Raw genomic sequence first — 12,509 nt, 5'->3', positions numbered from 1 at the left:
GGTCAGTGCCCGAGCGGACGCCGGGGCAGAGGTGAGGAGTACACGACGCTGGTGGTCACCGAGCCCAGCGCGCCGATCCGCCCGGAGAGTTCTTCCAGGTGCGCCATGGACCGCGCGGCGACCTTGATGACGAAGCAGTCGTCGCCCGTGACGTGGTGCGCCTCCAGGATCTCGGGCGTCGCTGCGACCAGGTCGTGGAACGGCTTGTAGTTGGCGTTCGGATACCTCAGCCGCACGAACGCCAGGATCGACAGGCCGAGACGCTCGGGGTCGACGACGGCCGCGTACCCCTGGATGACGCCCGTCTCCTCCAGCCGGCGCACCCGCTCGGTGACCGCGCTCGGCGACATGGAGACGGCGCGCGCCAGCTCCGCGTAGCTGGCACGTCCGTCCCGCTGGAGGACCTCGAGGATGCGCCAGTCGGTGGCGTCCGGGGAATACACGGTCATCGCATGTGAATAGCAGGGGAAACCCGGCCGATCAAGGTCAAGCCCGTGGATCCTCACTTCAGGAGCCGGGGCGACGGGCCTAGATTTTCAGCCATGACCACCACCGCCGTGAACCCCGTTCTGCGCGTCGCCCCCGCCGAACCGGCAGCAGCCGCCGCTCACTTCCGCGCGAGCCTCGCCTTCCACGCCGACGTCTCCGACGTGGCCGCCGCGCTCGCCACCGGCGGCGACCCCGGTTTCGTCGTCCTCGACTCCCGCTCCACCGAGTCCTGGGACCAGGGCCACATCCCCGGCGCCGTCCACCTCCCCACCGCGCTCATCCCCGAGCAGGCCGGTCAGCTCCTCGACAGGACCGTGCCGGTGGTGACGTACTGCTGGGGCCCCGGCTGCAACGGCGCCACCCGCGCCGCACTCGCCCTCGCCGAACTCGGCTACCAGGTCAAGGAGATGCTCGGCGGCTTCGAGTACTGGGTGCGCGAGGGCTTTGAGTTCGAGACCTGGCGGGGACGCGAGCGCCGGGCCGCGGACCCGCTGACCGCACCGGTGGCGGGGGACTGCGGCTGCTAGGCGGCTGCTAGGTTCTCTGCCCATGGCGCGATACGCGGATCCAGGCGCGGTGGAGTGGGTCGAGTCGGGCGGCGGCCCGCTGGTGGCGGTCCCGGAGGCTGTGCTGCCGTTCTGGGCGGGCGCCGACGGCGAGGACCTGGCCACCGACTACGACCGGGCCTGCGAGGTCGACGGGTACGTCGGTCTGCTCCCGGTCGGCGACAGCGCGGCCCTGGTCCTCGGCGACGAACCGGCGTCCACCTCCTTCCTCCCCGACCACGGCACCTTCGTCCGCTGGTGTGCCGCGGGCTCCGAGGACGAGCTGCTCGCCGGTGTCCCCGCCGCCCTCGACACGGCCGTCTGGGAGCACGAGGTCCGCTGGGACGTGCCCGGCCCGGTCCTCCTCTTCGACTCGGCATGGCCGGGCACGGAGACGGACCGGACCGAACACCTGCGGGTCCCGCTGGAGCCCGGCCCGTACGCGGTCCGCGCCACCTACGCCAAGCCGGGCCCCGAGACCTGGCTGGGGCTGGTGCAGTTGCGGCGGCTCGTGACGTGACCGGGGTGCCCGCGCCGTCGCGGCCCCGTGACGGTCAGAGCCGGGACACCTCGTCCAGCAGGTCGTCGAGGCCCAGCGACCCCTGGGAGAGGGCCGCCATGTGCCAGGCCTTCAGGTCGAACGCGTCGCCGTGCCGCTCGCGGGCGTTCTCCCGGCCCCGCAGCCAGGCCCGTTCACCCAGCTTGTAGCCGATCGCCTGGCCGGGAATGGTCAGGTAGCGGGTCAGCTCACTCTCCACGAAGTCCGCCGGCCGGCTGCTGTGCCGCAGGAAGAACTCCTGCGCCAGCTCCGGCGTCCACCGCTCACCGGGGTGGAACGGCGAGTCGGCCGGGATCTCCAGCTCCAGGTGCATGCCGATGTCCACGATGACCCGCGCGGCCCGCATCATCTGCGCGTCGAGGTAACCCAGCCGCTCCTCGGGGTCGGAGAGGTAGCCGAGCTCGTCCATCAGCCGCTCCGCGTACAGCGCCCAGCCCTCCGCGTTGGCGCTGACCATGCCGACCGAGGCCTGGTAGCGGGAGAGGTCCTCGGCCACGTGCGCCCACTGCGCGAGCTGGAGGTGGTGGCCCGGGACACCCTCGTGGTACCAGGTCGAGACCAGGTCGTACACCGGGAACCGGGTCCGGTCCATGGTCGGCAGCCAGGTGCGGCCGGGGCGCGAGAAGTCCTGCGACGGGGCCGTGTAGTACGGGGCCGCCGCACCGCCGGGCGGCGCGATGCGGGACTCCACCTTCCGCACCCGCTCGGCGAGTTCGAAGTGGGTGCCGTCCAGCTCCTCGATCGCGCGGTCCATCAGGCCCTGCAACCAGTCGCGGACCTCGTCGACGCCCTCGACATGCCGGCCGTGACCGTCCAGGTGCGCCAGCGCCACCCACGGCGTCTCCGCGCCGGGCAGGATCTTCTCGGCCTCCTGCCGCATCTCGGCGAGGATGCGGTGGAACTCGGCCCAGCCGTACGCGTACGCCTCGTCCAGGTCGAGGTCGGTGCCGTTGTAGTAGCGCGCCCAGCGGGCGTAGCGCTCGCGGCCCGCCGTGTTCGGGGCGCCCTCGACGGCCGGCGCGTACACGTCCCGCATCCAGTCCCGCAGCTCCACCACGGCCGCGGTCGCCGCACGGGCGGCCTCGTCCAGCTCCGCGCGCAGCGCCTCGGGACCCGCGGCGGCGAAGTCCTCGTACCAGCCGCGGCCCTCGCCGTCCGTGTCGGACCACTCGGTGAGCTGCTCGACGAACGTGGCCGTGGGCCGCGGCGCCGCGTACAGCTTGCGTTCCAGACCGAGCGCCAGGGACTCGCGGTAGCCCGCCAGCGCGGCCGGCACCGCCCGCAGCCGCTCGGCGATCGCCGCCCAGTCCTCCTCCGTCTGCGCCGGCGTGATGGTGAACACGTCCCGCACCTCGTGCCCGGGCGTGGCCATGTTGCCGACCTGGCGCAGGCCCTCCTCGGCCTCGTGCACCGCGAGCTGGGCCGTGAGCCGCTCGCGCAGCAGCCGTGCGCAGCGGCGCTCCCGGTCACTGTCCGCGCCGGGCCGGCGCTCGGCCTCGTCGAGCCGCGCCAGCGTGGCGCGCATCAGCTCCGCCCGGGCCTCCTGACCGGCGGGGGAGAGGTCCGGAAGCCTGCTCGAACTCTCCTTGACGCCGAGGTAGGTACCGATCACCGGGTCGAGGGCGATGAGCTCGTCGACGTAGGCGTCGGCGACCTCGCGGGGCAGCGGGCTCTTGGTCTCAGACATGCGGCCCATCCTCGTACGGACCGATGCCCGCGTCACCCCGATTCAGCTGTCGGCGTGCCCGGGCGGCAGCAGCGGCCCGCAGTCCCACTGCTGGAAGATCAACCGGGTCTCCACGCGGGCCACCTCGCGCCGTGCCGTGAACTCGTCCAGCACCAGCCGCTGGAGATCCGCCATGTCCGCGACCGCGACGTGCACCAGATAGTCGTCCGGTCCCGTCAGGTGAAACACCGTCCGGGACTCCGCAAGCGCCCGGATGCGGTCCACGAACGGCCCCACCAGCTCCCGCCGGTGCGGCCTGACCTGCACCGACAGCAGCGCCTGAAGTCCGCGCCCGAGCTTCGCCGGGTCGAGCCGCAGCTGATGGCCGAGGATCACGCCCGACCGGCGCAGCCGGGTCACCCGGTCCAGACAGGTCGAGGGCGCGACACCGACCTGCGCGGCGAGGTCGCGGTAGGTGGTCCGGGCGTCGTTCTGCAACAGCCGCAGCAGATGCAGATCCACCGGATCCAGTACGACGGATTCGGCCATGGCCCGAACGTAACACGGAGTACGCGACCGGAGAACCGTTCGGTGTTCACCCTTCCGCCCATGGACTCAGCGAGCATCCGCGCACACCACGACGCGCGCACCACGTCGAGGGCACTCGCCACGGAGGCCGTGCACGCCGGCCGTGACGACCTCGCCCGGCAGGGACTTCACGCCCCGCCGATCGACCTGTCCACCACCTACCCGTCCTACGACAGCCGCGCCGAGGCCGCCCGCATCGACGCCTTCGCCACCAACGGCGCCGAGCCCGTCGGCCCGCCGGTCTACGGCCGGCTCGGCAACCCCACGGTGGCCCGGTTCGAGACCGCCCTGGCCCGGCTCGAAGGCACCGAGGCCGCGGTCGCCTTCGCCAGCGGCATGGCCGCGCTCAGCGCCGTCCTGCTCGCCCGCGGCGCGACGGGCCTGCGGCACGTCGTCGCCGTACGGCCCCTCTACGGGTGCAGCGACCACCTGCTGACCGCCGGTCTGCTCGGCACGGAGGTGACCTGGACCGACCCGGCCGGGATCACCGACGCGCTGCGCCCCGACACCGGTCTTGTGATGGTCGAGTCACCGGCCAACCCCACCCTCGCCGAGCTCGACCTGCGTGCCATCGCCCACGCCTGCGGAAGCGTGCCGCTGCTGGCCGACAACACCTTCGCCACGCCCGTGCTGCAACGCCCGGCCGAACACGGCGCCCGGCTGGTGCTGCACAGCGCCACCAAGTACCTCGGCGGCCACGGTGACGTGCTGGCGGGCGTGGTGGCCTGCGACGAGGAGTTCGCGCGGCGGCTGCGGCAGGTCCGGTTCGCCACCGGCGGCGTCCTGCACCCGCTGGCCGGCTACCTGCTGCTGAGGGGGCTGTCGACGCTGCCGGTGCGGGTGCGGGCCGCCTCCGCGAACGCCGCCGAGCTGGCCCGCCGCCTCACGGCCGATCCCCGTGTGGCCCGGGTCCGCTACCCGCGCATCGGCGGCGCGATGATCGCGTTCGAGGTGCACGGCGACCCGCACGAGGTCATCGCGCGGGTACGGCTGGTCACGCCCGCCGTGAGCCTGGGCAGCGTCGACACGCTCATCCAGCACCCGGCGTCCATCAGCCACCGCATCGTCGACGCCGAGGACCGGCGGGGCGCCGGCGTCGGCGACCGGCTGCTGCGGCTGTCGGTGGGGCTGGAGGACGTCGAGGACCTGTGGGCGGACCTCGACCGGGCCCTGGGGGAGCGGGTGGGGGATCCGGCTGCGGCGGGACACCGGCAGGCGGTGGGCTGAGCCGCGCACCGGCGTACGGCCCGGCTGGACGGGCCGTACGCCCGGGCACGGCCCGCCGGACCGGCGCGCGAAGGCGGACTTCAGTCCCTGGAGATCCGCTCGCCGGACGGCCGTTGTGCGGCCCCGCCGTCGTACGGCAGACGTGAGACGATCGGGGTGGCGTCCAGACGGGCGGTGATGACGAGCGTGCCCTCCTCGATCTGGTAGTCGAGGGGCAGGCCCAGCCCGCGCATCGCGGCGACCATGCCGGTGTTGGAGGCCTGCGTCACCGCGTACACACTCGCGCAGCCCGCCTCGACCGCCATCGCCACCAGCCGGCCCAGCAGTTCGCCGCCGATGCCGCGCCGCTGCCACTCGTCCTCGATGAGCAGCGCGACCTCCGTCTCGTCGCCGTCCCACAGCAGATGACCGAGGCCGACGACGCGGCCGGACGCGGTCTGCACGGCCAGCGTCCGCCCGAAGCGGGGGCTGAGCAGGTGGTTGAGGTAGCGGTCGGCGTCACCCACCGGGCCGTTGTACCGCATGCCGAGGGTCCGGGCTGAGCAGCGCTCGTGCATAGCCTTCGCCGTCTTCAGATCGCGGGTGTCGGCCCGCCGCACGGTGATGGCGTTGCCCTCGGGCAGCGTCAGCACGTCCTGGCTGTGCGGGATCCGCGGACCGAGCCGGGAGTCCAGCTCCACCAGCGCCCGCGCCCGGGCGAACTCCGTCGGTGTGAACGGCAGATACGGCCGCTCCACGGTGATCACTCCGCCTTCCGGCGCCCGCAACCGCATGACGGTCTCCTCCAGCACCCCCTCGACCGGTACGGCCTCCGGGCCGCGTCCGCCCCCGACCGGGGTGGCCGGCAGCGAACGGATGGTGCACCGGCCCAGCAACTGCCGCAGCGCGAGCGGAAGTTCCGCCGCGTCCAGCGCGGTTCGGGCCGCGAGGCCGAGCACCCGGGTCGGCGCGTCCACCAGGTCGTGCGCGTCCGCCCGCTCGATCCACGTGCTCGTGCCCCCGGCCAGCGAGACCGCCCGGCTGATCTCGGCCGCCGCGACCTCGCCGGGGCCGCGCAGCAGGAACTCGTCCACCGTGCCCTCGGCCAGCGGATGCGTCTGGAGGCTCAGGATGTCGACCCCCTGTCCGGCCAGCGCCGTGCACAGGCGGGCCAGCGAACCCGGTTCGTCCTTCACCGTCGTCCGCATCCGCCACAGCGTGCTCGCCCCGGCCACGTCCTGGGGTGTCGCCGCGGGCTCGGCGGACGGCCCGGCCTGCCGCATCTTGGCGGACGGCCGGGCACCGGTATCACCGGCCGGCGGCGCGTGCCCGTGGCGCCGCGCCCACCAGGTGTGGAACCCCGCGGTCGCGGCCAGCGCGACCGCCGAGATCACCAGCAGCGCCGGACCGTCCGGTCCGTGCCCGATCAGGTTGGCCACACCGTCCGCCACTGCGACGGCCGTGAACAGAGCGGCGAGTTCGACGAGGTCCCGCCGCCAGTGGTGCACCGGACGTCCGTCCCTGGCACGCGTCACATCAGACATGTCTCGAGTCATGCAGCCACTGTGAAGGAACGGTGTTGCGTGATCACGAACGCTTTGTGACCGATGGGTAAAGCATGCTTCTGTCCCTTTTGTTGCTCTTTCTATGACTCCGCATGGCTCGTCATGCGGCTGCTTCCGTCACCAACGCTCCGCGCAGCCGGCGCGCCTCACCGATCAGCCGCGACGAGCCGCGCCGGGCGGCGATCCGGTCGAGGTGGGGCACGGGGTCGCAGGCCCCCGTCCGCTCGGCGCAGTCGGCGGCCACGGCCAGCAGGTCCCCGAGCCCGCGGGCCGGCAGGGCGCCCGCCGGGCCCGACGTCGCCAGGTCGGCGAGCAGTACGGGCAGGGCGTGGCGGAGTATGGACCAGATCGTCGCGTTGGCCCCCGTGGCCGCCGCCGAACGCGCCGACTCGGCCAGCCGCACCGGCTTCACCGCCCCGCGCCGCACCAACTGCCCGAGGTCCGCGCCGAGCCGAGCCGGGTCGAGCTGCCCGCGCGCGGCGAGCACCAGCAAGGCGTCCACGGCCGCGAGCCGGTCCTCCGCGTGCCGCGCGCCCAGCCCGTACGCCAGGCACAGATGCACACTCTCACCCGCCTCGCCGCCGGACTCGGCCAGCAGGGAAAGGGTGGCGGCGGGGCCGCGGGTGTCGTCCGTGGCCGCCCGGGAGAGGTCATGCACGAGCCGCGCGGCCACCAACTCGCGCCGTTCCGGGAGGACGGCCGGCCAGTGCCGGTGCAGGTCCTGGCTCCAATGCGAGCAGTACCGGCGCTCGCCCGAGGACGTCACCGGCCGGCCAAGTCTCTGGAACGCCGGCGGGAAGTCCTCCTGGAACACCAGGATCTCACCGACTTCGAGCAGGATCCGCGCTCCCGATGCCTCGCGTCTGTACGAGGGCAGGGCCGGGTCGGGCGAGGCCAGCCAGCGGGCGAGCCGAGTCCCTTCCGGCGTGCCGAGTGCCGCCGCCCGTGCCGCCGCCGGCGCCGCCCGGTCCGTCCGCCGCACCCGCAGCAGGGCCTGGGCGAAGTCGGCCCCCGAGACACGGGCTCCCAGGCGCCCGTACGTGCCCAGACGCTCGACGAGCTCGTCCGGCTCGATCGCTCCGGTGCTCCAGGTGGGTGTCGACAGCAGCAGGGGAAGCGGGTCGGCGCGGAGGCGGTGGGCCACCTCCCGGAGGCGGGCCTCGAACGGACGGGACAGAGCGCTGTGCACGCAAGGGCAGTCGGCGGCCCCGTGCCGTGCCGCCGTGTGAAGCGTGGCGGTACTCACTTTCCCCCGCAGTGTCACCAGGAGGAGATCGAGGCCGTACCGCGCGTCGGGAAAGCCCTGCCTGGCGCCGAAGTACGACTCGGTGTGGTACCGGTGTTCCGCAGCCACGGTGTCCCACCACCGCCGCTCGATCACCGGCTCCAGCGCCTCCAGCAAGGCATCCCGGTCCCGGTACGCATGGCGCACCAGACCGTCCAGTGCCCGCTCGAACGCGCCCACGTCGCCGTCCGACGCCAGCAGCGCCCCGGTCTCCTCGGCGAGCTCGACCGCCGACTCCGGTACCGGCGCGAGACGGACCGGCGCGGGCACGGGCGGGAGCACCTCCTCGTACACGGCCGGCGCCCGACGGATCTCGGCGATCCCCAGCGCGCCCGACGCCCGGCCGCGCAGAGCCGGGCTCAACTGCTCGGCGTGCCGGGCGATCTCGTCGCGGGCCGTCGTGGTGTCGAGCCGCCCCGCGTGGCGCTCGACCAGCTTCAGCGCCCGCTCCTGCAACTGGCTGTCCTCGTGCCCGAACGCCTGCGCGGCGACGGGCAGCAGCTCGGCCGCGGCGGACGGATCGCGGGACAGCGCCTTGCCGAGCAGCACGAGCTGGGCCCGCACCAGCTTCTTCTCGCCGCGGAACAGCACCCCTTCGGAGGCCTCGGCCAGCTGCCGCGGGGTCAGCTCCCCGTCGAGTGCGAGGGCGGCGAGCACGGACTGGGCATGGGAGGCGACGGGCGAGACGGCGTCGCGGGCCAGGGCCGTCCAGTCGGCCGCTCGTGCGCGCTGCTCGTCCGGGGTCAGTTCGAGCCGGACCAGCAGCGGGAGGAACACCCGGTGGTCGGAGGGGCCGCCGCCGCGCAGCAGCCTGGCGACACAGGCGTCCACCATGGTCCTGCGGTCCAGCGTTCCCGCCCGGGTGAGCTCCGCGAGGGCGGCCTGCCAGGAACCCGGCCCTTCGCCGAACATCCACCCGATCCCACGCAGGTCACCGAGCTCGAAGAGGGCGGCCACGAGCGGGACCAGATCCGGCTCGCCGCGCAGCCGCTCCATCACGCTGTCACCCCGCCTGGTGGCGGCGATGTGCCCGACCCAGCCCCGGACATAGGCGTCCGTCGCCGGGACGTCGCAGCCCGACCGGTGCACCAGCCCGCACACCAGCTCGTACGGCACGTCCGCCGTCGCGGGCCGCTGCGCCAGCCGGTTCGCGACATCGGCCAGCCACCCGTTGTCCCGGCCCTCCAGCACCCGCAGCAGCACCTTGGGCGACGCGGGCGACCAGCGCATGTCGGACGCGGCGATCCAGCTCGCCGCGGCCGCCGCTCCCGTGTGGCAGGCCGCCCCGGCCGCGTGCAGCGCCGGGTGGACACGGCGGGCTGTACCCTCCCAGGGAGCCGCCCGCAGCTCCTTGCGCAGCGCCCGCAGCTCGGGCAGGCAGGCCCGTCGTTCGGCGTCCGGCATACCGCCGAGCACATACACGACCTCGGCCGTCCGCCCGGCTCGGACCGCTTCCATCAGCGCGTTCATCGCACACCCCCGTCGGCTGCCGCCACGGCCCGCTCCACCGCGGCGCCCCGCCGCACCATCCGCACCGCCAGCGCGTGCTTGCACGGCCCGCGCCCGCCCCGGTACTTCGCCCACCACGGACAGCTACAGCTGAGCACCCCCGCCTCTTCGCGCACCCGGTGCGCGTGTCCGTCCTCGGCGGTCACCGTCCCGAGGGCACCGTCCAGGGCGACGGCGCCGGCGGCGACCAGCGCGCGGGCCGCGCGCAGTCGCGGGTTGTGGCGTTCCACGCGCTCGGCGTCGTACGGCAGTTCCCGGTGGAAGTAGGCCGCCTCCGCCGTGTCGTAGCCGACGCGGCCCGAGGTGCCGAGCCTGACCAGGGCCGCCTTCACCCGTTCCGGCGTCAGTCCGGAGGCGGCGGCTAGGTCGCCGACGTCGATGCGGGGCTCCCAGGCCAGCAGTACCTCGACGAGCTCCGCGTCCTCGGCGGCCGCGTCGGTGGCGAGCGCGTCCAGCACCCCGCCCTCGCCGGAGAACCCGCGCGAGGCGTCGGGCGACAGCGTCAGGGTGAGCCGCATGCCCGGCAGGACGACCTCCCAGGCACCGGCCGTGGCCCCGGCGGGCCCGCCGGTGACCGCCGGCCCGTACACCCGCAGGGCCGTGGCGTGGCGCAGCACCCGCTGGAGCGCGGCCAGGCGCTCCGGGCCCGGCAGGCACACCGCGCCGGGCACCGCCCGTGTCGTCGGGCGCAGCCCACGTCCCGCGGGAACCACCCAGCGCGGACCGCTCGCGGCACCCCTCGGCCCGCCGCGGGGCAGGGACCGCAGGAACCGGACCGCCTCGGCCGCCGGCAACTCGGCGCGCAGGTCGAAACCGGCCGCTATGACCTGCGCCTCAGCGAAGCCGCGCAGCCACCGGTCGGGGAGCGGCACCTTCTTCTCCACCACCGGCCCGTCCAGTGTGGTGACCGCCAACTCCTCCGGGCCGACCCTGAGATGGAGCGGATCGTCGGCCCCGATCCGGGCCAGGGCCTCGCGCAGCGGGTTGTTGACGTCCACGTTCGTCGTGCCGTGGCCCACCTCGCCGCCGTCGAGGCCGGGTCCGAGGATGTCCAGGCGCGCGTACACCCCGCCGCAGCCGGAGAAGGACTCGAAGCGCAGCCGGTCGCCGTTGCCCGTCACCACCGGGTCGAGCGAGGCGCGCAGCTGCGGCTGGTAGTACCGGGCGGCCGCCACGTCGGCCACCGCGAGCAGCCCGGCGGCGGCCACCTGAGGCGAGGTCAGGAAGCCCGCGAAGAACCGGGGATGGTCCGCGACACCGGTGGGTGTCGCACCCCGGGAGGTCTCCAGCCCGAGGCGGGGTCCGCCCGCCGCGGACTCCAGCACGGAGGGTCGCCGATAGGCCACGGCCTGTAGAGATCGCGTCATGGCAAAACCGTAGAGGCGACCACTGACAATCGGCTCCGACCTGCGAAAAGACCTTCCGGGGTGGCGATTTGGGGCCGGGAAAGCGCGCCGCGCACCGGGGGATGACTCCGGTGCGCGGCACCGGGCAGAAGCGTACGGGAGTTACTGCCCGACCCGGCCCGGCCGCAGCACCCGCGTGAACAGTACGGTGCCGTCGTACTCGCGCAGCCGAACCGTCAGCTCGCCGCTGTCGCCGTCGATGTCGACCTCGCCGAAGAACTGGTAGCCCTCGGCCGGTGACACGTTCGAGGCGGTCGGCGCCTTGACGAACACGCGGTCGGGGCCGAACGTGCCGTCGAGCGCGTTGGCCGGGAAGGCGCCGGCGTTGAGCGGGCCGGAGACGAACTCCCAGAACGGCTCGAAGTCCTTGAACGCGGCCCGCGACGGGTCGTAGTGCTGGGCCGAGGTGTGGTGGACGTCGGCGGTCAGCCACAGCGTGCCGGTGATCCGGCGGTGCTTGATGAACCGCAGCAGCTCGGCGATCTGGAGCTCGCGGCCGAGCGGCGTGCCGGGGTCGCCCTGCGCGACGGCCTCGAAGTTCGCCCTGCCCTCGACCGGGTCGGGCACGACCAGGCCGAGCGGCATGTCGGCGGCGATGACCTTCCACACCGCACGCGACCGGCCGAGCTCGCGCTTGAGCCACTCCAGCTGCTCACGGCCGAGGATGCCCCGCGGGTCGGTGGTCTGGTCGTCGGGCGAGTTGGCGTCGCGGTAGGTGCGCATGTCGAGCACGAACACGTCGAGGAGCGGACCGTGGTGGTGGACACGGTAGATCCGGCCGTCCGGGCGTCCGCTGATCGTGGAGATCGGGAAGTACTCGGAGAAGGCCTGCCGCGAGCGCAGCGCCAGGTCGTCGAGGATCGTGCCGGCCGGGTAGGGAGTGCCGGTGCCGATGACCTCGCCCGGGTACCAGTTGTTGCGGACCTCGTGGTCGTCCCACTGGATGACGTTCGGCACCTGAGCGTTGAACCGGCGCAGTGCCTCGTCCAGCAGGTTGTAGCGGAAGTTGCCGCGGAAGTCGTCCAGCGTGACCGCGACGTGCGACTTCTCGGCGGTGGTGACGTTGCGGTACAGGCTGCCGTCGGGCAGGGCCTGCGTCGCCGGGATCACTCCGTCGGCGTAGATGTTGTCGCCGCTGCACAGGAAGAAGTCCGGGTCCGTCCTCGCCATGGCGTCGAAGATCCGGTAGCCGCCGATCGACTCGTTGATGCCCCAGCCCTGTCCGGCCAGGTCGCCGGACCAGACGAAGCGCACGCCCTGGCGCCGCCGGGCGGGGGCGGTGCGGAAGGTGCCCGCCACCGGTGCGCCGGTGCGCCGCGGGTCGTCCGGGTCGGCGAGCAGCACGCGGTAGTGGATCTGCTCGCCGGACGGCAGTCCGCGCAGCCGGGTGGTGCCGGTGAAGTCGGTACCGGCGCCGAGCAGCGGGCCGTGCCATCTGCGGGGGTTGCGGAAGGACTCGGTGGCCGACGTCTCGACGATCATGCGGGCCGGCCGGTCCGAGCGCACCCACACCAGACCGGAGTCGGAGGTCACGTCGCCCGCCTGCACGCCCCAGTCCGCCTCGGGCCGCCCGGACAGGGCGAACGCCGGTGCCGCCGCGCCGACGGCGGTGGGCAGGGTCAGGGCGGCCGACGCGGCGAGGGAGCCGCGCAGGACGCTGCGGCGGCCGGGGAAGGGTCGGTGGGACATGC

10 protein-coding genes are annotated in these 12,509 nt (G+C 73.8%); 3 read left to right on the top strand and 7 right to left on the bottom strand.

The window, feature by feature from the left end; genetic code table 11:
* Positions 1-2: 2 nt before the first annotated feature.
* The gene (locus tag ACFY01_RS06760; RefSeq protein ID WP_390734555.1) at positions 3-449 is read right to left on the bottom strand and encodes an Lrp/AsnC family transcriptional regulator; all 447 of its coding nucleotides are present in this window, start codon (positions 447-449) and stop codon (positions 3-5) included.
* Between the two features lie 93 nt (positions 450-542).
* Here ACFY01_RS06760 and ACFY01_RS06755 point away from each other — a divergent pair, with 93 nt between their 5' ends.
* Positions 543-1,016 (top strand): rhodanese-like domain-containing protein, encoded by a 474-nt coding sequence (locus ACFY01_RS06755; protein ID WP_390734554.1) that lies wholly within the window; start codon positions 543-545, stop codon positions 1,014-1,016.
* A 22-nt stretch (positions 1,017-1,038) separates the two neighbouring features.
* Complete coding sequence (locus ACFY01_RS06750; protein ID WP_390734553.1) at positions 1,039-1,554, top strand: immunity 21 family protein; 516 nt, start codon at positions 1,039-1,041, stop codon at positions 1,552-1,554.
* Positions 1,555-1,588: 34 nt separating this feature from the next.
* Here ACFY01_RS06750 and ACFY01_RS06745 read toward each other — a convergent pair whose 3' ends face one another.
* Together ACFY01_RS06745 and ACFY01_RS06740 are read right to left on the bottom strand one after the other, a co-directional pair.
* Positions 1,589-3,280 carry a DUF885 domain-containing protein gene (locus ACFY01_RS06745; protein ID WP_390734552.1) on the bottom strand — a complete coding sequence of 564 codons (1,692 nt, stop codon included), beginning with the start codon at positions 3,278-3,280 and terminating at the stop codon, positions 1,589-1,591.
* 42 nt (positions 3,281-3,322) lie between these two features.
* Complete coding sequence (locus tag ACFY01_RS06740; RefSeq protein WP_390734551.1) at positions 3,323-3,808, bottom strand: Lrp/AsnC family transcriptional regulator; 486 nt, start codon at positions 3,806-3,808, stop codon at positions 3,323-3,325.
* Between the two features lie 60 nt (positions 3,809-3,868).
* On the opposite strand from ACFY01_RS06740, the gene ACFY01_RS06735 reads away from it, so the two are divergent.
* Entirely contained in the window at positions 3,869-5,074 is a 1,206-nt protein-coding gene (locus ACFY01_RS06735) for a trans-sulfuration enzyme family protein (RefSeq protein WP_390734550.1), read from the top strand.
* An 80-nt stretch (positions 5,075-5,154) separates the two neighbouring features.
* Here the strand turns inward: ACFY01_RS06735 and ACFY01_RS06730 are convergent, their stop codons facing one another.
* The 4 genes from ACFY01_RS06730 to ACFY01_RS06715 all read right to left on the bottom strand — a co-directional run bounded on the left by ACFY01_RS06730 (position 5,155) and on the right by ACFY01_RS06715 (position 12,507).
* Positions 5,155-6,597 (bottom strand): GNAT family N-acetyltransferase, encoded by a 1,443-nt coding sequence (locus ACFY01_RS06730; protein ID WP_390734549.1) that lies wholly within the window; start codon positions 6,595-6,597, stop codon positions 5,155-5,157.
* Positions 6,598-6,718: 121 nt separating this feature from the next.
* On the bottom strand, positions 6,719-9,373 hold the full coding sequence (locus ACFY01_RS06725) for a DUF6493 family protein (protein ID WP_390734548.1): 2,655 nt from the start codon (positions 9,371-9,373) through the stop codon (positions 6,719-6,721).
* Positions 9,370-10,779, bottom strand: coding sequence for an SWIM zinc finger family protein (locus ACFY01_RS06720; RefSeq protein WP_390734547.1), 1,410 nt, complete (start codon positions 10,777-10,779; stop codon positions 9,370-9,372). The genes ACFY01_RS06725 and ACFY01_RS06720 overlap by 4 nt, the downstream gene beginning before the upstream one ends.
* 141 nt (positions 10,780-10,920) lie before the next feature.
* Positions 10,921-12,507: an alkaline phosphatase D family protein gene (locus ACFY01_RS06715; protein WP_390734546.1), complete on the bottom strand. Its 1,587-nt coding sequence runs from the start codon at positions 12,505-12,507 to the stop codon at positions 10,921-10,923.
* Positions 12,508-12,509: the final 2 nt, after the last annotated feature.

It is taken from the genome of Streptomyces sp. NPDC001480, from assembly GCF_042894725.1.
Lineage (GTDB): Bacteria > Actinomycetota > Actinomycetes > Streptomycetales > Streptomycetaceae > Streptomyces.
This window is presented reverse-complemented; position numbering and strand designations above follow the sequence as displayed.

What these genes read in the sequence shown, in the direction of transcription:
- ACFY01_RS06730 (WP_390734549.1), bottom strand. Translation starts at nt 6,597, where the DNA reads ATGTCTGATGTGACGCGTGCCAGGGACGGACGTCCGGTGCACCACTGG.
- ACFY01_RS06715 (WP_390734546.1), bottom strand. Translation starts at nt 12,507, where the DNA reads ATGTCCCACCGACCCTTCCCCGGCCGCCGCAGCGTCCTGCGCGGCTCC.
- ACFY01_RS06745 (WP_390734552.1), bottom strand. Translation starts at nt 3,280, where the DNA reads ATGTCTGAGACCAAGAGCCCGCTGCCCCGCGAGGTCGCCGACGCCTAC.
- ACFY01_RS06760 (WP_390734555.1), bottom strand. Translation starts at nt 449, where the DNA reads ATGACCGTGTATTCCCCGGACGCCACCGACTGGCGCATCCTCGAGGTC.
- ACFY01_RS06755 (WP_390734554.1), top strand. Translation starts at nt 543, where the DNA reads ATGACCACCACCGCCGTGAACCCCGTTCTGCGCGTCGCCCCCGCCGAA.
- ACFY01_RS06740 (WP_390734551.1), bottom strand. Translation starts at nt 3,808, where the DNA reads ATGGCCGAATCCGTCGTACTGGATCCGGTGGATCTGCATCTGCTGCGG.
- ACFY01_RS06735 (WP_390734550.1), top strand. Translation starts at nt 3,869, where the DNA reads ATGGACTCAGCGAGCATCCGCGCACACCACGACGCGCGCACCACGTCG.
- ACFY01_RS06720 (WP_390734547.1), bottom strand. Translation starts at nt 10,779, where the DNA reads ATGACGCGATCTCTACAGGCCGTGGCCTATCGGCGACCCTCCGTGCTG.
- ACFY01_RS06750 (WP_390734553.1), top strand. Translation starts at nt 1,039, where the DNA reads ATGGCGCGATACGCGGATCCAGGCGCGGTGGAGTGGGTCGAGTCGGGC.
- ACFY01_RS06725 (WP_390734548.1), bottom strand. Translation starts at nt 9,373, where the DNA reads ATGAACGCGCTGATGGAAGCGGTCCGAGCCGGGCGGACGGCCGAGGTC.